This is a genomic window from Mesorhizobium sp. WSM4829 (genome assembly GCF_055811475.1).
Genome location: NZ_JBVVQJ010000006.1, coordinates 102,353 through 120,808, shown reverse-complemented (window position 1 = coordinate 120,808; position 18,456 = coordinate 102,353). Strand labels below are relative to the sequence as shown.

The 18,456-nt window shown below is 62.7% G+C and carries 18 protein-coding genes; 7 read left to right on the top strand and 11 right to left on the bottom strand.

From position 1 onward, the window contains the following. Window positions 1-9: 9 nt before the first annotated feature. From AC0L17_RS08205 to AC0L17_RS08160, 10 genes are all read right to left on the bottom strand, one after another. Window positions 10-843, bottom strand: coding sequence for an alpha/beta fold hydrolase (locus AC0L17_RS08205; RefSeq protein ID WP_473515444.1), 834 nt, complete (start codon window positions 841-843; stop codon window positions 10-12). Next, window positions 843-1,661, bottom strand: coding sequence for a sugar phosphate isomerase/epimerase family protein (locus tag AC0L17_RS08200; protein WP_473515443.1), 819 nt, complete (start codon window positions 1,659-1,661; stop codon window positions 843-845). Before AC0L17_RS08200 ends, AC0L17_RS08205 begins: the two co-directional genes overlap by 1 nt. Further along, complete coding sequence (locus AC0L17_RS08195) at window positions 1,661-2,737, bottom strand: Gfo/Idh/MocA family protein (RefSeq protein ID WP_473515442.1); 1,077 nt, start codon at window positions 2,735-2,737, stop codon at window positions 1,661-1,663. The genes AC0L17_RS08200 and AC0L17_RS08195 overlap by 1 nt, the downstream gene beginning before the upstream one ends. A 10-nt stretch (window positions 2,738-2,747) precedes the next feature. Beyond that, the gene (locus tag AC0L17_RS08190; protein ID WP_473515441.1) at window positions 2,748-3,563 is read right to left on the bottom strand and encodes a sugar phosphate isomerase/epimerase family protein; all 816 of its coding nucleotides are present in this window, start codon (window positions 3,561-3,563) and stop codon (window positions 2,748-2,750) included. 188 nt (window positions 3,564-3,751) lie between these two features. Then, a complete protein-coding gene (locus tag AC0L17_RS08185; RefSeq protein ID WP_023797144.1) occupies window positions 3,752-4,594 on the bottom strand; it encodes a carbohydrate ABC transporter permease in 843 nt (280 codons plus the stop codon). A 5-nt stretch (window positions 4,595-4,599) separates the two neighbouring features. Beyond that, on the bottom strand, window positions 4,600-5,496 hold the full coding sequence (locus tag AC0L17_RS08180) for a carbohydrate ABC transporter permease (protein ID WP_027153440.1): 897 nt from the start codon (window positions 5,494-5,496) through the stop codon (window positions 4,600-4,602). Window positions 5,497-5,635: 139 nt separating this feature from the next. After that, a complete protein-coding gene (locus AC0L17_RS08175) occupies window positions 5,636-6,880 on the bottom strand; it encodes an ABC transporter substrate-binding protein (protein ID WP_473515440.1) in 1,245 nt (414 codons plus the stop codon). A gap of 117 nt (window positions 6,881-6,997) precedes the next feature. Further along, window positions 6,998-8,143: an ABC transporter ATP-binding protein gene (locus tag AC0L17_RS08170; protein WP_473512084.1), complete on the bottom strand. Its 1,146-nt coding sequence runs from the start codon at window positions 8,141-8,143 to the stop codon at window positions 6,998-7,000. Window positions 8,144-8,233: 90 nt separating this feature from the next. Then, a complete protein-coding gene (locus AC0L17_RS08165) occupies window positions 8,234-9,184 on the bottom strand; it encodes a PfkB family carbohydrate kinase (RefSeq protein WP_473515439.1) in 951 nt (316 codons plus the stop codon). A gap of 3 nt (window positions 9,185-9,187) precedes the next feature. After that, window positions 9,188-9,988 (bottom strand): beta/alpha barrel domain-containing protein, encoded by an 801-nt coding sequence (locus AC0L17_RS08160; protein ID WP_023797149.1) that lies wholly within the window; start codon window positions 9,986-9,988, stop codon window positions 9,188-9,190. 158 nt (window positions 9,989-10,146) lie between these two features. Between AC0L17_RS08160 and AC0L17_RS08155 the strand changes: the two genes are divergently transcribed. The 3 genes from AC0L17_RS08155 (at window position 10,147) to AC0L17_RS08145 (ending at window position 13,318) form a co-directional block, all read left to right on the top strand. Further along, window positions 10,147-10,908 (top strand): DeoR/GlpR family DNA-binding transcription regulator, encoded by a 762-nt coding sequence (locus tag AC0L17_RS08155; protein WP_473515438.1) that lies wholly within the window; start codon window positions 10,147-10,149, stop codon window positions 10,906-10,908. A gap of 267 nt (window positions 10,909-11,175) precedes the next feature. Then, on the top strand, window positions 11,176-12,324 hold the full coding sequence (locus tag AC0L17_RS08150; protein WP_473515437.1) for a Gfo/Idh/MocA family protein: 1,149 nt from the start codon (window positions 11,176-11,178) through the stop codon (window positions 12,322-12,324). 16 nt (window positions 12,325-12,340) lie between these two features. Continuing rightward, window positions 12,341-13,318 (top strand): alpha/beta hydrolase, encoded by a 978-nt coding sequence (locus AC0L17_RS08145; RefSeq protein ID WP_473515436.1) that lies wholly within the window; start codon window positions 12,341-12,343, stop codon window positions 13,316-13,318. On the opposite strand, the gene AC0L17_RS08140 is transcribed toward AC0L17_RS08145, so the two are convergent. Further along, complete coding sequence (locus AC0L17_RS08140; RefSeq protein WP_473515435.1) at window positions 13,306-14,328, bottom strand: LacI family DNA-binding transcriptional regulator; 1,023 nt, start codon at window positions 14,326-14,328, stop codon at window positions 13,306-13,308. The genes AC0L17_RS08145 and AC0L17_RS08140 overlap by 13 nt on opposite strands. Before the next feature lie 130 nt (window positions 14,329-14,458). On the opposite strand from AC0L17_RS08140, the gene AC0L17_RS08135 reads away from it, so the two are divergent. The 4 genes from AC0L17_RS08135 (at window position 14,459) to AC0L17_RS08120 (ending at window position 18,403) form a co-directional block, all read left to right on the top strand. Further along, window positions 14,459-15,403: a sugar kinase gene (locus AC0L17_RS08135; protein ID WP_473515434.1), complete on the top strand. Its 945-nt coding sequence runs from the start codon at window positions 14,459-14,461 to the stop codon at window positions 15,401-15,403. Further along, the gene (locus tag AC0L17_RS08130; protein WP_473515433.1) at window positions 15,400-16,686 is read left to right on the top strand and encodes a D-tagatose-bisphosphate aldolase, class II, non-catalytic subunit; all 1,287 of its coding nucleotides are present in this window, start codon (window positions 15,400-15,402) and stop codon (window positions 16,684-16,686) included. Before AC0L17_RS08135 ends, AC0L17_RS08130 begins: the two co-directional genes overlap by 4 nt. Before the next feature lie 149 nt (window positions 16,687-16,835). Then, window positions 16,836-17,720, top strand: coding sequence for a dihydrodipicolinate synthase family protein (locus AC0L17_RS08125; RefSeq protein ID WP_473515432.1), 885 nt, complete (start codon window positions 16,836-16,838; stop codon window positions 17,718-17,720). 23 nt (window positions 17,721-17,743) lie between these two features. Then, on the top strand, window positions 17,744-18,403 hold the full coding sequence (locus AC0L17_RS08120; protein WP_473515431.1) for a GntR family transcriptional regulator: 660 nt from the start codon (window positions 17,744-17,746) through the stop codon (window positions 18,401-18,403). Window positions 18,404-18,456: the final 53 nt, after the last annotated feature.

Here is an 18,456-nt window from a genome sequence, read left to right as displayed (position 1 = left end):
ATTTGATGGTCATGACGGAATGAGGCTCCGAAAATTCGAGTGGGTGTGAAGGAAGGTCGTGATCTCGGCCTGCAACTCGGCGAAATGCCTGACGCTGTCGAGCGCCTTGGGATGGATTTCTGCAAAGGTCGCGCCGGGAATGGCTGCGGCGAGCGTTAGGGCCGCCGAGAGCGGATGCACCGCATCCATGGCATTGCCGATGACCAGCGTGGCAATGCCAAGCACGGCGGCGTCGCTCGCCGAAACGCCCGGGCCGTCGGCGGCAATGTCGGCGAGGACCTGCGCGAATGGCGCGGCGTCCGGCCGGTCGAAATAGCCGAACAGCGAGGCAAAATTGTCGGGTGCTACACGCTGCAGGCGCGCGGCGGTTTCCGATTGCGCGAAGATCGACCTCGCCTTGTCGGGCCCGTGGTCCAGGATGAGCCTGGCAACCTCGGCGATCGGCAGCAGGTTCACCGGCGCGTCGTCGAAAATCCAGGCCGGCCGCACCAGGAGAAGACCCGCGACGCGGTCCGGATGACGGCAGGCCAGGCGCGTGGCGATAGCGGCGCCCATCGAAATGCCGCCGGCGACGAAACGATCGAGGCCGGCCTGATCGGCGGCGGCAACAACATCGTCCGCGAACATCTCCAGGGAAAACGGCCGGCGGCTGCCCAGTCCGGAGGCGCCGTGTCCGCGGCATTCCAGCGTGATGCGCCGCAAGCCCGGCCCGGAAGGGAAGGCTTGGGCAACCTGCGCGTCGCCACCGCCCAGCCCATGCTGAAAGATGACCGCAATGCCGTCGCCACTATCGGAAATCCGAAGCGTGGCGTCATCGCGAAGCAGCGTGGCCAGGCGCGCCATCACACCAGCCCTTTGAGGAAGCGGGCAACGCCGGGGGCCTCTTCGGCCGAGAGGCCATGCGTGACCAGCGCCCCGTCAAAGCCCGATGCTTTCAGCCTGGCGACGAAATCCGCAAAGTCGACGACACCCCGACCGGCGGTGGCAAAGCGGCCGTCAGCAAAGCGGTCCTTGGCATGCACCATGGCGACGTGGTCCGCTGTGCGTTCGACGGCGGCGGCGACGATGGCGCGTGCTTCCTCGGGGCTCGCCTGCTCGAACAGGTTGGCCGGATCGAGCACGATGCGCAGCCGTGTCGAGCCCATCTCGGCGATCAGGCGCATCGCGTCCGAGGCCGAGGTGACGATGTTGGCCTGTTCGGGTTCGATGCCAAGATCAACGCCGTGACGCTCCGCGAGCTGCAACGCCTTTTCCATCTCGCCCGCCATGTCGTCCCATGCCGAGGGCTCGCTATTGTCGGGATGGTATGCCCACTGATCGTCGGCGTTGCGTGTTCCCGTGCACAAGGTGACCAGCGGAACGGAAAGCTCTGCCGCGGTCTTGATGACCACGCCAAGCCGGCGCAGGCCGTCGTCGCGCACGGTCCTGTCGGGATGGGCCATGTTGTAGGTTCCCGAGAGCGCTGCCAGGGCGACACCGCAGGCCTTCGATGCATCCGCGATGGCATCAATGGCGTCTTTTTGCACCGCCTCCGGCATCGACGGCAGCCCGGCGCAGGCAAGGTTGAACTGGGTGACGGCAAATCCCGCGTCGCGGACCGCTGCCAGCACGCCAGCCGGCTCGCTGCCCGGGAAGGTCTTGGCGAACACCCCGACCTGCATCAGACCGCTCCCGTTGCGGAAGCGATCTCGACGCGATCGCCCGTTTCGACCGAACGGGCGATCGCCACCATGGCGCGGATCGAGGCAAGGCCGTCCTCGACGTTGGCGCCGCGCATCGGCTTGCCGTCAAGGATTGTCTCGGCGAGGCCTTCGAGCTGGCGCCTGAAGAAATGCCCGTCGGCGCCGAGCGGCTTTCGTGACGTTGCATCCTTCTCGTGAAAGATATCGACCTCACTCGCCCGGAAATACCAGGGATTGAAGGTCTTCGCGATCACCGAGCCGTTTTCGCCATAGAGCTGAAAACCCTCGTGCCAGTCCATGCGGACAGCCACGGTGAGGTCAAGGTGGCCGAGCGCGCCATTGGCGAATTCGGTTTCGACGAACCAGCAATAGGCGCCGAAACGCTCGTTGAGACGGGCGCGCACGGCAACGATCTCGCCGCACAGGAAGCGCGCGGTGTCGACAAGGTGCGAGCCGTGCGCGAGCATGAAATACTGCCTGAGATCGGCCTTCGGATTGCCGCCCGGCTTGCGCGCCAGCTTGCTGGTGACCGGCAGCGGCTGGACCGCGTCGGTGTTGGTGTAGCGGTGCGTGGAATCGCAATACCAGGCTTTTAGCGCCAGGATCTCGCCGATCTCGTCGCGGACGAAATCGCGCGCCGCTTCCAGTGCCGGGTCGAAGCGCTTCATATGGCCGACTTGCAGCACCTTGCCGGAGCGCCGGACCGCATCGGCGAGCATCTCGCCTTCCTCGACCGAGACGCCGATCGGCTTTTCACACAGCACGTGCTTGCCGGCCTCGAGCGCCTTGATCGACATCGGCACGTGATAGGCGTCGGAGGTCGCCACGATCACCGCTTCCAGTTGCGGGTCGGCGAGCATCTCATCGTAATCGCCATAGATTTTTTCGGGTTCATAGGTCGCGGCCATGCGCGCCAGAAGATCGGGGGCGGCATCGCAGATCGCATAGAGATCGGCGTTGCCGGCCTTCACGCAGGATTCGAGATGCGCGAATTGGGCGATCGGCCCGCAGCCGAGCACGCCGACACGAAGGCGACGGTCTTGCTTCCGGATCATGGTCTCTTCCTCACGCGCCGTAGCCGCGCATCGTCTGGCGGTTGGTCTTGACCGCGGCGGCCGGATCGCCGGCGGCGGTCTCGGATTCCTCTTCCAGCACCAGCCAGCCGTTGAAACGAGGTGCGGCGCTGGCGATATCGATCACCACTTGGGTGTCGCAGACGCCCTTGCCGAGCATGGCCCAGGTGCCGCTGGCGTCGACGTCTTTCAGATGCACGTAGCGGATGCGGTCGCGGTAGGTGGTGAGCGTATCGATCATGTCTTGATGGCCGCGCAAGATGTGTCCGGTGTCGGGCACCCAGCCGACAAGCGCGGGATCGATCAGTGCGAAGATCCGGTCGTAGTCGGCACGGTTGAACAGCAGCGTGTTGTGGTGGGAGCTGGGATGGACAGCGATTTCGACGCCCGCCTTGCGTCCAAATTCGCCGGCCTTGTTGTAGAACTCGGCAGCAATAGGGAACTTGTCGTCGCGCGGGCCGTCGGACACGACGGTGGCCGAGCCCATCGAGACCAGCGCGCCTGGAAAGGCAGCGGCAAAATCGATCCAGCGTTTCGCTGTCTCAAGGTCGGCGCCGATGCTCTCCTTCAGCGTAAAGCCGCTCTTCGAGCCGAAGGCGAAAGAAACAAGGGTGAGGCCGGCCGATCTCAGCGCCGCGGCGAATTCCGCCGGCCTGTCGGCATAGCGGCCGATCATCGTGTCGGTGATCTCGATGCCGGCATAACCGCCATCGGCGATCGCCTTGAGCAGATCGTCGGGACCACCGGCAAACCGGTCTCCGAGCATTTCCCAGGTGAAGGTCTGGCAACCGACTTTCAGGTCTTTCATGCTTTCATTCCTTGATGCCGCCCTGCGTCAGCCCTTTGTTGATGTGGCGCTGGATGAACAGCACGAGCACGATTCAGCGGCGCTATGAAGACGCCCGAGGCCGCGGCGTATCGCCTGCCAGCAGAGAAGGTCCAATCCATCGATTTCGACGCGCGGACTTCCCATCGGTTCTCCGTGGGAGGGACATCCTACTTGACCGAGCCCGCGGTCATGCCGGCGAGGAAGAACCTCTGGGCAACGAGGTAGATGAGCAAGAGCGGTAGCGAGCCCAGCACGCTCATCGCCATCATCTGGTTCCATTCGAAGGCGTGCTGCCCCATCAAAAGTTGGATGCCGATCGGGACGGTGCGCATGGACGTTGACTTCGTCAGTGTCAGCGCAAAGAGAAATTCGTTCCAGCACAACAGGAAGGTGTAGACCGACGTCGCCACGATTCCAGGCAGTGAAATCGGGACGATCACCCGCCAGAGTGCGGTCCAGCTGGTGCCGCCGTCGACAGCCACCGCTTCATCGAGATCGCGGGGCAAGGTGTTCAGATATCCCGTCATCAGCAGGATCGCGTAGGGCAGCGTAAACACCAGGTAAGTCAGGATCAGTGCGACGTAGGTGTCGAAGATGCCATACGAGACGACAAGCCCGAAGAAGGGGATCAAAAGCGTGATCGGCGGAATCGTCTGCGTGCTGATGATGAGTGTGTTGAGGCTGCCCTTTCCGCGGAAATTGAAACGACTGAACCCATAAGCCGCCAGCAAGGCGATCAGAACCGTCAGCACGGTCACCGCTCCGGCCACGAAGTAGCTGTTGAAGAAGAAGCGCAGCTTTACCGGGTCGCCAAGGATGGCCGCATACGCTTCCAGCGTGAAGGCCTTCGGCAGGACGGTTGGTGGCAGGGCAAAGATTTCGGTATTCGACTTGAACGAGCTGCTCAGCATCCAGTAGATCGGGAAGGCCGCGAAAAAGAGCCCTGCGGCAAGCGCGACATGGAGCGCGACGGTGATCAGTCTGTCTTTCGGTGTGTGCCTTTTCCTCATGGTGACTACCGAGCCTTTTGATAGCGGATGTAGAACAGCGTCAGGCCGAGAGAGATCAGCAGGATGACCACGGCGCTCGCCGACGCCTGCGACAGGTTGTAGCTCGAAAACGCCAGCTTGTACGTGTAGGTGCTGAGGACCTCGGTCGAGTAGATCGGACCGCCGCCCGTCGTTATCCAGATCAATGGAAAGACCTGCATGGTCCAGATGAAGTCGAGCAGCGAGATGCTGATGATGATCGGCATCAGCTGCGGGATGGTGATGAAGATCAGCTTCTGGTAGGCCTTCGCCCCGTCGATATCGGCGGCCTCGTAGAAATCCTTGGGAATGCCCTGCAAGCCTGCGAGCAAGCTGACCATGAAAAGCGGGTAGCCCGCCCAGATATTGGCGAAGGTGACGGCGTGCAGCGCGGTCGCCGTCGAGGAAAACCACTCGACCTTGGAACCGATGATGCCCATCTGCATGAGAACGCTGTTCACGACACCGTTCGGCTCGAGCAGGAGGCGCCAGATCACGGCGATAATCACCGCGGTGAACAGCCAAGGCAGTATGTAGAGCACGCGCAGAATGTTGCGCAGCGTCGGATTGATGCGGTCGCTGTTCAGCATGAGTGCGAAGACCATGCCGATGGTCATATGGAAGATGACACTCATGCAGGTGAAGTAGAGCGTGTGCCACAGCGAGGCCCAGAACACCGGATCGGCAAAGATCGCGTGGTAGTGTTTCAGTCCGGCAAAGGATGGGTCGCGACGCAGCACCGCGCTGTTCTGGAACGAATAGCCAATCACCGTCACCATCGGCAGTAGCATCAGAAGGCCGATGATGAGGAGCGAGGGTGACAGATAGAGATAGGGTGCGACCGCTCGTTTCAGTCGATGGTGGGAGCGCTTCTGCCGAGTCATGTGCCACCCTTGGGATGTGCCTTCAAGAGGAAGGTGCGCTTCGGAAAGAGGTCCATCTCAAATTGCCGATCCGTTGTTGACGGGTGGCCTGCCCTAAGTCAGGCTACCCGGTGGAAGATAGCAACGGGGAACAGGTCGCTCAGAATTTCGCCATCCAGCCCTTTTGAGCGTTGGCTGCGGCTTCTTCCGGAGACTGCTCGCCGGCGAGCATCTTCTGGGCTTCCACGTCGAACTGGGTCATCAGGTCTTCAGCCACCGGCAGACCCGTGAACTCGTTGGCGAGATAGCCGGTCTTGAAGATTTCGAAAGCCTTGGCGAAAGCCTTGTCCGAGGTCACGAAATCGGGCTTGGCATTGACGTTGCCCGGGAAGGCGTTTGCAAGCGTCACGAGCTTGGCGTTCACCTTTTCACTCATCAGATATTGGACGAGCTTCCAGGCTTCCTCCTGATGTTTTGAGGCCGCAGAGATGCCGATGCCCCAAGAGGCATAGGGAAGGCCGCGCTTGCCGTTGTAATTCTCCACGACCGGGACGGGGATGAGGTCGAAGTTCAGCTTGGGATTGCGTTTGCGAATGAGGTTCACATGCGCGAGCGAGTCGATCATCATTCCGACCCGATCGTTCACGAATTCCTCGACCTTTTCCTGCTCGGTCTTGGTGGCAATGCCGGGCGAAATGACGCCGGCGTCGTTCAGCGATTTGACGAAGGTGAGCATATCGACGACCGGCTTGCCCTCGAGAGCCGGCTTGCCGTCAGCCATCATCGATTGACCCGAGGCCCAGACCCACGACATCAGGTCGTTCTGGACACCGGACGGCGTTTGCAGCGACAAGGGCAGCACCCAGCCATACTGGTTCTTGTCGGCATGGGTCATCTTCTTGGCGGCTTCGAGAAACTCCGCGCGGGTCGACGGCAGCTTGGTCACGCCTGCCTGGGCGGCGAGATCCATGTTCACGAAGACCGGATAGACGAACGAAGCCACGGGAAACATCACCGCCTTGCCGTCCACCTTGATGATATCCGCGACCTGCGTCTGGTCGAACTCGCTCGCATCCATCATCGGGTTCATGTCGGCCAGCGCATTCTGCGCGTTCAGATTGTTCACCCAGGCGCCGTCGAGACCGACGACGTCGCTAAGCGTTCCAGTTGCAGCACCAACCGAGATCTGGTCTCGCGTGGTCGCATAAGGGCCGCTGACCAGCGTCACCTTGATTCCGGGGTTTGCAGCCTCGAAGTCATCCATGATTGCCCTGAGCGAGCCGGCCGGCAATTCGGGCTCCCACCATTGGGTGAATTCCAGCGTCGTGTCCGCCATGGCGCCGGTTGCGCCAAGCAACCATGCGGCCGCGGCTATTTTCAGCATCACGGGTTGTATCCGAAACATGATTTTCTCCTCCTTCTTTAAGATCGACCGCACAATGCGGACGATCGTCTGCTCTACTCAGAAGCCTTCTTGCGTTTCGCAGGCGCCTCGCTCTCGCCTGCGGTCTGCCGCAGATCTTCAGATCGCCAGATGCGTCTCGGGATCGAAGAAATGGAACTTGGCATCATCCAGGGCCAACCGGATTTCCGAGCCGGAGTGGACGGCGCTGATCGGCTCGAATCTCGCCACCGCGTTCGATGCCAGGCCAAAATCGTCCACCGCGTCCGGATCGCCGGAGTCCACCCGGACCGCGTCGATGTTCAGATGGACAATATGTTCGGATCCGAGTTCTTCGATCGAGGTCACCTTGGCCGGTATCGTCTGATACTTGCGGCCGGATTCGAGGCTGCTGTCATAAAGATCCTCCGGTCGTATGCCGAACACGACCTTGCGCCCCGCAAACGACCTCAAGCCCGGCCTGCGCACGAAGGCTGCCTCCTGCAGCCGGATGGCGAAGGTGCCGGACATCAGTTCGTCGCCCGTCAGGGTCGCCTCGAAAAGGTTCATCGAAGGAGAGCCGATGAAGCCGGCAACGAAGGCGTTCACCGGCGATTCATAGAGCCTCTTGGGTGTATCGACCTGCTGCAGCACGCCGCCTTTCAACACCGCGACCCTGTCTCCCATCGTCATCGCTTCGATTTGATCGTGGGTCACGTATATGGTCGTTACGCCGAGCTGCTTTTGCAGGCTGGTGATTTCGGCGCGCATTTGCACGCGCAGTTTCGCGTCCAGATTGGAAAGGGGTTCGTCCATGAGAAAGGCGGCCGGCTCGCGCACCATGGCGCGGCCCATGGCAACCCGTTGACGCTGTCCGCCTGAAAGGTTCGCGGGTTTGCTGTCCAGCAAAGACGTCAGCTGAAGGGTTTTGGCGATCTCATCCACGCGCATCTTGCGCTCGGCCTTCGGCTTGCCTGCCAGCCGCATCGAAAAGGCGATGTTTTCGAACACCGTCATATGCGGGTAGAGCGCGTAGCTTTGGAAGACCATCGCGATGTCGCGGTCCTTGGGCGGCATGTCGACGACGTCGACTCCGCCGATCCGAAGGCTGCCGCTGGTGATGTCCTCCAATCCCGCGATCATTCGCAACGCGGTGGATTTGCCGCAGCCGGACGGCCCGACGAGAATCAAGAACTCGCCGTCCTCGACCGATAGGTTCAATTGGTCGATTGCGCGAAAATTGTTACCGTAGGTTTTGCAGATATTCTCAAGAATGACTTCTGCCATATTCCTCCCTCCGCAAGTATAAGCCGCTGATTTTTATAACCCTCCTCGGAGCATGTTCACCTGCGAAATATTTCATCGTATAGTTTCTAGCTATGTTCCAGTATTGACATGCGTTTTTTTCAATTCGACTGCTGACGGCGCGTTCGTCGATGCCAGGAGTTCCGTAACCTGGTCGTCGGTCGGAAGCGCCTCGCGCCCGCCACGGCCCGTTATCGAAAGGGCTGCCGCCGCGGCCGCGAATGCCACCCGGCCTGCGGTGCCGGCTCCGCGCGTCAACGCATGGGCATAGGCGCCATGAAAGCAGTCACCCGCACCGGTCGAGTCGACGACCACAATCCTGTGCGGGGGCAGGTGCCAGAGACCTGTCTCTTCACGCCCGCGATAGTACACGCCCCTGCCACCGTCGGTCAGAACCACTGCGGACCGCGACGGCAACCACAATGTATCGAGCATCTCGGCGGGCGATCGGCACCCCGTGGCAGTCCGCGCAAAGCCGAGTGGAAGAATGAGATGGTCGCAGAGCGCGATCAGCCGCTCCGTGGCTGGGCCGCTGCTCCATTCGATATCGCCGAGAATCGCAAGGCCGAGATCGCGAGCCCGAGCCACGACATCCAGGGACCGGATCGCGTAGCTATCGACGATCAGGACGGTCGCGCGGCTGAGGATATCGTCCGGAAAATCCGGAGCGGTGCCCAGCATCGCATCGTCGTCATACGCGATGAACCGTTCCCCGTCCGAGCCGACGGTGATCCGCGAGCGCACCGGGCGCGCGTCGGGGTGGCGCGGCGCGAATGCGGTTTCAACGCCGCTCGCAACGAGATCGCACAACACGGCGTCGTCGGCGGCACTGCCCAGCCATCCGGCGAAGCCGGCGGTTCCGCCGAGCCGCGCGACGGCGGCAAGTGCCGTCGCGACATTTCCCCCGAAAGCGCGGGCACTTTGCAGAACCTTTCCCTTGCCCGCCGACAACGGCTGATCGACATAGACGATGTCGTCGATCGCAATAGCGCCGAAGCCGAGGATTGAAGGGACGGTGGGCATCGTTCAGGCACCCGCCTTCGCCAGGGCGTCTTGCGCCGAAAGGCCGTCATGGATGACGCCCCGAAAGGCAAGCGCTGCCTTCTCCGGATCGCCATGCCCCCAGAGATTGCGGCCTACCACGGCGCCGCGTGCGCCGGCACGGATGGCGTCCGCCGTCTGCTGAAGCGCGCCGAGCAGCGTATCGGTCTTTGGACCGCCCGCGATCACAACCGGCACCGGGCAGGTCCGGACGGTCTCTCGGAACGACTCGAAATCGCCCGTGTAGCCGATCTTGATCACGTCGACGCCGGACTCGTAGCCGATGCGCGCCGCATAGGCGATCTCGTCGGGGGTGAAGACGATTTTTGCTCCGTCGGTGAAATCGCGAGGGTAGATATGCGCCACCACAGGCATGCCGTAGCGGGCCGCTGCATTTACCGAATCGGTCAGCCAGCGTATGTATTTGCCCTCGGTCGCGCCGCGTACCGGAATGGCCACGGCCAACGCATCGGCCCCCGCGCGCACCGCATCCTCGGGCGTTGCGATCAACTCGCTGATGCGATCGTCCGGAGTGAAGCAGCCCGCCTGAATCACCAGGGAAGCTTTGCCCGCATATTGCGGCCACAGATGGCGCGCGGTGCCAGGCTGGATGCTGACGTAGTCGGGTTTGCCCACCATGACGCGTGCGAGCGCACCCGGCAGGTCGGCAAGGCCGCCTTTGCGCACGTCGCCATAGCCGACGAAGTGGTCGACCGCGCCGCCAAAAAGTTTCCCCGATGGATGCGAGAAGAGGCGCGCAAGACGCACCTTGGTTCCTAGGCTCATGAGTGCAAAATTCCCCAATCGTTTGATTTCAAAATCCTGGACCCAGTGTTTCCGAAAGAAACAAGAAATACAATCTTTCGAAAGCTTTCGAGTTTGCATATTTTTGGTAAGCTGAGCCGAGGCCAGAGCGGTTGCTTGGCGCAGGGAAGGGCAGGGCAATGTTGTCGGAGCAGAGACGCCAATCGATCCTGGGTGAGGTGCAGCGCAGCGGACAGGTGCGCATCAAGGACCTGTCAGACGGGTTTGGCGTGTCGGAAGTCACGGTGCGCTCCGACCTCGAGATACTGGACCGCAAGGGACTGCTGACCAAGACCCGTGGAGGGGCGGTGACCCGGACCACCGATTCGACTACGGCCGCGTTCGCCCGGCGGATGCAAACGAACCTCGACGCAAAGAAGCGCATCGCCCGGGCGGCGCTAGACCTGTTCGAGGATAACCAATCGGTCATCTTCGACGGCGGCTCGACATTGATGCAGGTTGCCATGCAGTTACCGCCGCTCAGCAATGTCGTGGTCGCGGCCACGGCCATGAATATCGTGCAGCATCTTATGCATCGTCCCGGGCTCGACGTTCATATGATCGGCGGCCGGGTCTATCCCGACACGGTGAGCACGCTGATCACCGATGCCGATACGGCTCTCGGCGGCTTGGTAGCGCATCAGGTCTTTGTTGGAGCGCATGCGATAGACTCGTCACTGGATGTGGTCGACGTGAACGAAGACATGGCGCGAACGAAGCGAAACCTCGTTCGCATGGCCCGGCGCGTTGTCCTCCTCGCCGATTCGAGCAAATGGGGCATCAGCGGGACCTCCAAGGCATTTTCGCTGTCGGCCGTCGATGTGGTGATCACCGACGATGGCCTGCCCGGTCCAATACGCAGCCAGCTTGAGATGACCGGGGCCAAGGTGATCTATGCCTGAACCCATCTCGGTCCCTGACCGCGACGGAAAGATCCAATGCGCATGACCCACGGAATTCGCATCTGCTGTTGGCCGCTTTTTTCATGTCAGTCATGTTCTCCTCCTCAGGGCTGGCGGCCTCCAATGTTGCGCCATCATTTCCGCATGTTCTATAATAATTTTACGCGCGTCAATATTTAAAATATTGTATAGCGGCTTTCGACTGTGATCCGTTGCCGACGCAACGGCTGAGGCAGACCATCACCGCGTTGGGAGGTACGATCTAAAATGCACGGGAGATCAAAGACAAAGCTTGGCATTGGCGTCATCGGCTGCGGCAACATCTCGATGACCTATCTGCGCAATGCGGCTTTGTTCGACGGGGTCGAGCTCAGCGCCTGCGCCGACATTTCGCCCGATTTGGCGGCCCGGCGCGCCAGCGAATACGGCATCCGGGCGGTCAGCGTCGATGCGCTTCTGGCCGACCCGGAGATCGATCTCGTCCTCAACCTGACCATCCCGGTGGCGCATTTCGACGTTTCGCTTTCAGCGCTTACGGCGGGCAAGCACGTCTTCACCGAAAAGCCGCTGGCGACCTCGGCCAAGGACGGCAGGCGGCTTGTCGCCGAGGCGGCGGAGCGCGGGCTGCTGCTGGGCTCGGCCCCGGACACCTTCCTTGGCGCCGCCGGACGGCGGGCACGCCGCCTCATGGACGAGGGTGCGATCGGCCGGCCGGTGACCGGCACCGCTTTCATGATGGGGCGCGGCATGGAGCACTGGCATCCCAATCCGCAATTCTATTATCAGCCCGGCGGCGGACCGGTCTTCGACATGGGTCCCTACTACCTGACGATGCTGGTCAATTTGCTCGGGCCGGTGGCCCGCGTGATGGCGATGGCGACGCGGGGCCAGGAGGAGCGGCTGATCACCGCCGAAGGCCCCTACCGGAACACCAGCTTCAAGGTCGGCACACCGACCAACATCCTGTCGCTGCTGGAGTTCCGCTCAGGCGCCACCGTCACCTTCGGCGCCTCGTGGGATGTCTTCAGGCACTCCAACCACCCGATCGAGCTGCATGGGACGGAAGGCTCGCTCCGGCTGCCCGATCCGGATACGTTCGGCGGCACCGTCTCGCTGTCGGAACGAGGGGCCGACTGGGCCGACTTCCACAGTGAGAGCGAACTCTATGGCGCGCGCAATTGGCCCTTCGCCGCGCCCGACCGCGCGAATTACCGCATGCTCGGCGTTGCCGATCTTTCGCGCGCGCTGACAACAGGAAGAAAGCCGCGGGCGTCCGGCGACCTTGCGCTTCATGTGCTGGAAATCATGGAGGCGATCCTCGCTTCGGGTGAGAGTCGCGAGTCCGTCGCCGTCAACGCAACGGTCGATCAGCCGCCGCGCTTCCAGGACGCCGAAGCGGCGAGCCTGCTCGCCTGATATCGGAGGGCTTACGATGACGACATTGCTTTCACCCTTGCTCGATCCGGAGGCCCGGCATGTGCTCGACCTTGACCGGCAGGCGGCCGCCCCGCCATTCGAAGCCGGCACGCCTGAAGAGGCGCGCCGCGCCTATGAGGAGGGCTTTCCGGCACTCCAGGGCGAGCGCGAGCCGGTCGGCTCATTGACCGAGCGCACCATCACCGGACCCGGCGGCCCGTTGACGCTCAGAATCTATCGCGGACAGGGCGCGGTCGGAGCCGCTGCCCCGGCGCTGCTCTATCTGCATGGCGGCGGCTGGGTGATCGGCAATCTCGAGTCGCATGACGAGATCTGCCGCTGGCTTGCGAATATGGCGGCCTGCGTCGTCGTCTCTCCCGACTACCGGCTGGCGCCGGAACACAAATTTCCGGCGGCCATCGAAGATTGCCGCGCCGTACTTTCCTTCATGCAGGACGGCGCGGGCGATCTCGGCATCGACGCCGGACGGATCGCTGTCGCCGGCGACAGCGCCGGCGGCAATCTCGCTACCGTGCTTTGCCTGCTTGGGCGCGGCGACAAGAAGCCGCCGGCGGCGCAGTTGCTGTTCTATCCGAACACGGACGCCTCGCAGGCGGCGGACAGCTATCGCCGCTTTGCCGACGGTTATGGCCTGACTTTGGCGACCATGGCCTGGTTCCGCGACCACTATATCAACCATGCTGGCGATATTGATGACTGGCGCGTGTCGCCGCTCAAGGCCGCAAGCCTTGCCGGCGCAGCGCCGGCTTTTGTCGCAATCGCCGGCCATGATATCCTCGCCGACGAAGCCGAGGCCTACGCGAAGCGTCTGGAAGATGACGAGGTGCCGGTCGTCCTGCGGCGCTGGCCCGGCCAGATCCACGGCTTCGTTTCGATGGGCCGCCATGGTCCGGCGGCGCGGCAAGCGGTCGGCGCGGCAGTTGCCGCATGGCGCGGCTTCGATCCTGTGTTTGGAAACGCTCAGGCCGACTGACGCATGACCAGCGTTGCGTCGAGACTGACCCTGGGGGCAACTGCCGCGTCGTCCTCGTCAAGCAAGGCCAGCAGCGTCTCGACGCTGCGTCCGGCCATGGAAGCGAAGTCCTGCGCCATGGTGGTGAGGGCAGGACAGGTGTAGCGGCTCAGCGGATGGTCGTCATGGGCTGCGATCCGCAGGTCGCAATCGCCCTTGCGGCCGACCTTGCGGCCTTGCGAGTAGGCGGCAGCCATCACGCCGAAGGCGAGACGGTCGTTGGCGCACAGAATGGTCTTGCCCGGCAGACCGCCACGGGCGAGCATCGCTTCCATCTGCTCATAGCCGATCCGTTCGAAATCCCAGGTGTAGTCATAAGGGGTGCCGATGAGCACCGGCTCATGCCCGAGCCGCTGCATGGCGCCGACATAGCTGTTCAGGCGCTCGCGCGAATTGTGGTTGACGTGCGGGATATCGAAATAGACCGGAGCATCGCCGGAGCGGCAGAGATAATCGACGATGGTCGAGACGCTCTGGCTGTTGTTGTTGCCGACGAATGGCGTGTCGCCCTCGAGATAAGTGTCGAAATAGACGATCGGTATGGTCTGTGTCAGCTTCTCCAGCGTGCGCTCGTCGGAGCGCAGGCCGAGCGGCGCGATCAGCGCGCCGGAAACTTTTAGCGAAAGAATGGTTCGCGTCGCTTCCACTTCGAGCTCACGCGAGCCGTGCGAGGAGATCACGATCGGCCAATAGCCTTCGTCGCGCAGCCTGAGTTCGATGCGGCTGACCATTTCCGAATAGAAGGGATCGGCGAGCGTCGGCACGACGATGCCGATGCTGCGGGTCCGCTTGCGGTTGAGGTTGCGTGCAAACAGATTGGGCTGGTAGTCGGACGAGCGCAGCGCCACTTCGATCCGCTGACGTGTCGCCGGCTTGACGCTGCTCGGATCGTCGAAATATTTCGACAGTGTCGGCCTGGAGACACCACAAGAGCGAGCAAAATCCTCCATCGTCTTGTGCGTCATCGACATCAAAGCCCCCGAATGCAAGGCGAAACTTTACACATAAATTGCATAGTTTCCATGCGTAAATTTATTAATTGACGCGAAAAAGCACAAGCCTTATTCACTTGAAGTAGGCGAATTCGAGGGATTCCGCGAGATGAAGAAGCTGGTCGGTGCCGGCGAGATTCTGGTCGAGATCATGGCCGAGCGGATTGGTCAGAGCTTTCTCGAGCCTGGTCCGCTGCTTGGGCCCTACCCGTCGGGCGCGCCCGCGATCTTCATCGGCCAGGCGGCGGCGCTCGGCCAGCCGGCAGGCCTCATCGGCGCCGTCGGCGACGACGATTTCGGCAGGCTGAACATCGATCGGCTGCGGGCACTGGGGGCCGACGTGTCGGCGATCGCGGTTCACACGGGCCATGCGACGGGCACGGCCTTCGTCACCTACCGGGCCGACGCGAGCCGGCATTTCGTCTTCAACATCCGCAACAGCGCCGCCGGCCTGATCGAGACAAACGCGGCGGCGACAAAGCTGCTCGCCGGTGCCGATCACGTCCATGTCATGGGCTCGTCGCTGTTTTCCGACCGCGCCATCACGGTGGCGCTATCGGCGATCGAGACGGTCAAGGCCAGAGGGGGAACCGTGTCCTTCGATCCGAACATCCGCCGTGAGATCATGCAGGCATCCGGCATGCGCGAAGCACTCGACCAAGTGCTGGCGCGAACCGACATCTTCCTGCCGAGCGGCGAGGAGCTCTTCCTGTTTTCATCCGCCAGGGACGAGAAGGGCGCAGTCGACGAACTGCTGGCCCGCGGCCTGTCCTGCATCGTCCTGAAGAAGGGCGCCGCCGGCGCCGTCTATCATGATCATCACGGTGCGGTCGCCTCGTCAGGCTTTGCCGTCGACGAGGTCGATCCGACCGGCGCCGGCGACTGCTTCGGTGCAGCTTTCGTCTCGTTCTGGCTGCGCGGGGCGGCTCCTGCCGAAGCCCTGCGGATCGCCAATGCCTGCGGTGCGCTTGCCGTCACCCGCAAGGGGCCGATGGAGGGCATTTTCCCGCTTGAAGCGGTCGAGGCATTCATCGCCACGGGGACACGCCAGTGAGTGACGCGACGCGAAGGTTTGCGAACATTGCGGGCAGGCGCGCTGCAGGCGAGAAAAGCGGCATCGCCTCGGTCTGCTCGGCGCATCCGCTGGTCATCGAGGCTGCCCTGCGCCATGGCGCGGCGCGGCACGCGGATGTGCTGATCGAGGCCACCTGCAACCAGGTCAACCACGAGGGCGGCTACACCGGGATGACGCCTGCGGGGTTCCGCAGCTTCGTCGAGGCGCATGCGCACAAAGCCGGTTTCCCAATTGATCGCCTGATCCTTGGCGGCGATCACCTTGGACCCAATCCGTGGAAGCACATGGCTGCCGCCGCCGCGATGAAGAAGGCTGCGGCGATGATCGATGCCTATGCGAGCGCCGGCTTCACCAAAATGCATCTGGATACGAGCATGGCCTGCGCCGACGATCCAGCCGTGCTTGCCGATGAAACGATCGCCGCGCGCGCGGCCGAACTTGCTGAAATCGCCGAGGCGGCGGTCGAGCGCGCCGGCGGCGAAAAACCCGTCTACGTCATCGGCACCGAAGTACCGGTGCCGGGCGGGGCTCTGGAGGCGCTCGACCACCTGCATGTGACGGCGCCCGGCGATGCCTTGCGCACCGTAGAAATCCACGCGCGAGCGTTTTCCCGCGTCGGCCTCGAAGCCGCTTTTGGCCGTGCGGTCGGTGTCGTCGTCCAGCCCGGCGTCGAGTTCGGCAACACCGAGATCGTGCCCTATGCACCGGCCAAGGCGACTGAACTGGTGGCTGTGCTCGACCGTATGCCGCAATTGGTTTTTGAGGCGCATTCGACCGACTACCAGCCGGCCGAAGCGCTCAATGCTCTCGTTCGCGACGGTTTTGCCATCCTCAAGGTCGGCCCCTGGCTGACCTTCGCGGTTCGCGAAGCGCTGTATGGGCTCAGCCATATCGCTGATATCCTCGCGCCGGACTTTTCGCGCGAAAGGCTGCCTGCCGCGATGGAACGCATCATGCTGGCGTCGCCGGACAATTGGCAGCAATACTATCCGGGCACGCCGGACGAGCAGCGCATGCAGCGGCATTTCTCGTTCAGCGACCGCATCCGCTATTATTGGCCGACGCCGGAGGCGCAGCGCGCAACACGGACGCTGCTGGACGTATTGGGCGAGAAGGATATACCCCGGCCGCTGATCAGCCAGTATCTGGGGCAGCTCGACGCCGAGGTTGCCGCACGCCGGGTCAAGCCCCTCGCTCACGAGCTTCTGATCGGCAGCATCACCCGTGTCCTCGATATCTACGCGGACGCGACGGGACAGTAGGGATCGCGCTGCCGGAAAGACGGCAGCCGCCCAAATCCGCATCATATATTCGTCCGATGTCGACGCCGTGTTCGAAAGGCCCCCTCCGCAATTTACAACTAACATGTTAGTGTGCTAGGAGTGCTGTACATCGACATCTGGAGAGAATAGTGGTCTCGCGCTTTGGTCTTTCGGTTGCCCTCGCCACGCCTTTCGATGCGTCCGGGCAAATCGCCATCCTTCCCATGGTCACGCAGGCCCGGGCTTGCCTTGGCGCCGGCTGCAGCAGCGCCACGCTGTTCGGCACCACCGGGGAAGGCGCTTCCGTGGGCACGGCAGAGCGGCGGATTGTTACCGAGGCCATGCTGGCCGCCGGCATTCCGGCGCATCGGCTCGTTGCCGGCGTGCTGGTCGATGCGGCCGAAGACGCCGCTGAACAGGCGCGGCATGCCTTGCAGTGCGGCGTCCGCAACATCCTGCTGGCTCCGCCGAGCTACTTCAAGAATGTCGGCGAGGACGGGCTGTTCGGATGGTTTTCTGCCGTCTTCGCTGCGCTCGGGCCGCTGGCTCGCGGCATCCTCCTCTACAACATCCCCTCTGTCACCATGGTGCCGCTCCCGCTTGCCCTGATCGGTCGGCTGTGTGCGGCCTTCCCCGGCGTGATCGCCGGTGTCAAGGATTCGGGTGGCGACTGGAGTTACAGCGAGGCGCTGCTAAGAGCCCATGGCGACATGGTGATCCTGATCGGCGACGAGCGGCACCTGGCCAGAAGCGTGCGCCAGGGCGGGCAGGGCGCCATTTCCGGCATGGCCAATTTCGTCACCGGCGAAATCCGCGCCATGGCCGAGGATGGGCGCGACGATGCCCGTGTCGAGAGCTTCGTGCTCGAATTGCTTGAGTTTTCGGTCATCCCGGCGGTGAAGGTCATGGTGGCGCGCAAAACCGGCGACGAGCGCTGGCTGACGGTCCGTCCGCCGCTGGAGCCGATCGGTTCGCAGGGGCGGCAACAGCTTGCTGCCGCCTATGACAGGCTGTTTGCGACAGAGCCGGCCTGACCGGCAAAGGGAAGCGCGCTGAAATGGACGACAGCAGCGAACCGGCAACCCTCAGGGAAAGAGCTTATGCCAGCTTCACGCGGCATTTGCTGGCCCGCGATCTCAAGCCGGGACAGTTCGTGTCGCAGCGCGAACTGGTTGCCTTTACCGGGCTGCCGCTAGGCGCCATCCGTGAGATCGTGCCGCGTCTCGAGGCCGAGGGGCTTTTGACGACCATCCCGCAGCGCGGCATGCAGATCGCCCATATCGACATCAACCTGATCCGCGAGGCCTTCCAGTTTCGCCTGTTCATGGAGCGTGAGGCGGTGGCGCTGTTCACCGTCAACGCCTCCGACGCCGTGCTCGCCGGCCTGCGGCGCGAACATGAGGACATGCTGGCTCAAGCCTTGTCGCAGACGCCCACGCCGGAAATGGAAGCCAAGGCCCAGAACATCGATTGGGCCATGCACGACACCTTCATCGATGCGCTGGGCAACGAGATCATCGCCAAGGCGTATCTGGTCAATTCGGTAAAGATCAGACTGATCCACCAGGAGCGTTTCCGCATCGATGGGCGCGTCGTGCCGGTGATGCAGGAGCACCTGACGGTGATCGAAGCGCTCGAGAGCCGCGATCCGCAAAAGGCGGTTGAGGCGATCAGTCGGCATATCGACAATGCGCGCCGGTTGGCGCTCCAGATCTGAGGACGTATGGTTCGCGGCTGCCGCGACACTATCCACAACGACAGCAACCCAAG

Bases quoted from the DNA above. Each gene is read 5' to 3' on its own strand.
- AC0L17_RS08205 (WP_473515444.1), bottom strand. From the start codon at position 843: ATGGCGCGCCTGGCCACGCTGCTTCGCGATGACGCCACGCTTCGGATT.
- AC0L17_RS08200 (WP_473515443.1), bottom strand. From the start codon at position 1,661: ATGCAGGTCGGGGTGTTCGCCAAGACCTTCCCGGGCAGCGAGCCGGCT.
- AC0L17_RS08195 (WP_473515442.1), bottom strand. From the start codon at position 2,737: ATGATCCGGAAGCAAGACCGTCGCCTTCGTGTCGGCGTGCTCGGCTGC.
- AC0L17_RS08190 (WP_473515441.1), bottom strand. From the start codon at position 3,563: ATGAAAGACCTGAAAGTCGGTTGCCAGACCTTCACCTGGGAAATGCTC.
- AC0L17_RS08185 (WP_023797144.1), bottom strand. From the start codon at position 4,594: ATGAGGAAAAGGCACACACCGAAAGACAGACTGATCACCGTCGCGCTC.
- AC0L17_RS08180 (WP_027153440.1), bottom strand. From the start codon at position 5,496: ATGACTCGGCAGAAGCGCTCCCACCATCGACTGAAACGAGCGGTCGCA.
- AC0L17_RS08175 (WP_473515440.1), bottom strand. From the start codon at position 6,880: ATGTTTCGGATACAACCCGTGATGCTGAAAATAGCCGCGGCCGCATGG.
- AC0L17_RS08170 (WP_473512084.1), bottom strand. From the start codon at position 8,143: ATGGCAGAAGTCATTCTTGAGAATATCTGCAAAACCTACGGTAACAAT.
- AC0L17_RS08165 (WP_473515439.1), bottom strand. From the start codon at position 9,184: ATGCCCACCGTCCCTTCAATCCTCGGCTTCGGCGCTATTGCGATCGAC.
- AC0L17_RS08160 (WP_023797149.1), bottom strand. From the start codon at position 9,988: ATGAGCCTAGGAACCAAGGTGCGTCTTGCGCGCCTCTTCTCGCATCCA.
- AC0L17_RS08155 (WP_473515438.1), top strand. From the start codon at position 10,147: ATGTTGTCGGAGCAGAGACGCCAATCGATCCTGGGTGAGGTGCAGCGC.
- AC0L17_RS08150 (WP_473515437.1), top strand. From the start codon at position 11,176: ATGCACGGGAGATCAAAGACAAAGCTTGGCATTGGCGTCATCGGCTGC.
- AC0L17_RS08145 (WP_473515436.1), top strand. From the start codon at position 12,341: ATGACGACATTGCTTTCACCCTTGCTCGATCCGGAGGCCCGGCATGTG.
- AC0L17_RS08140 (WP_473515435.1), bottom strand. From the start codon at position 14,328: ATGTCGATGACGCACAAGACGATGGAGGATTTTGCTCGCTCTTGTGGT.
- AC0L17_RS08135 (WP_473515434.1), top strand. From the start codon at position 14,459: ATGAAGAAGCTGGTCGGTGCCGGCGAGATTCTGGTCGAGATCATGGCC.
- AC0L17_RS08120 (WP_473515431.1), top strand. From the start codon at position 17,744: ATGGACGACAGCAGCGAACCGGCAACCCTCAGGGAAAGAGCTTATGCC.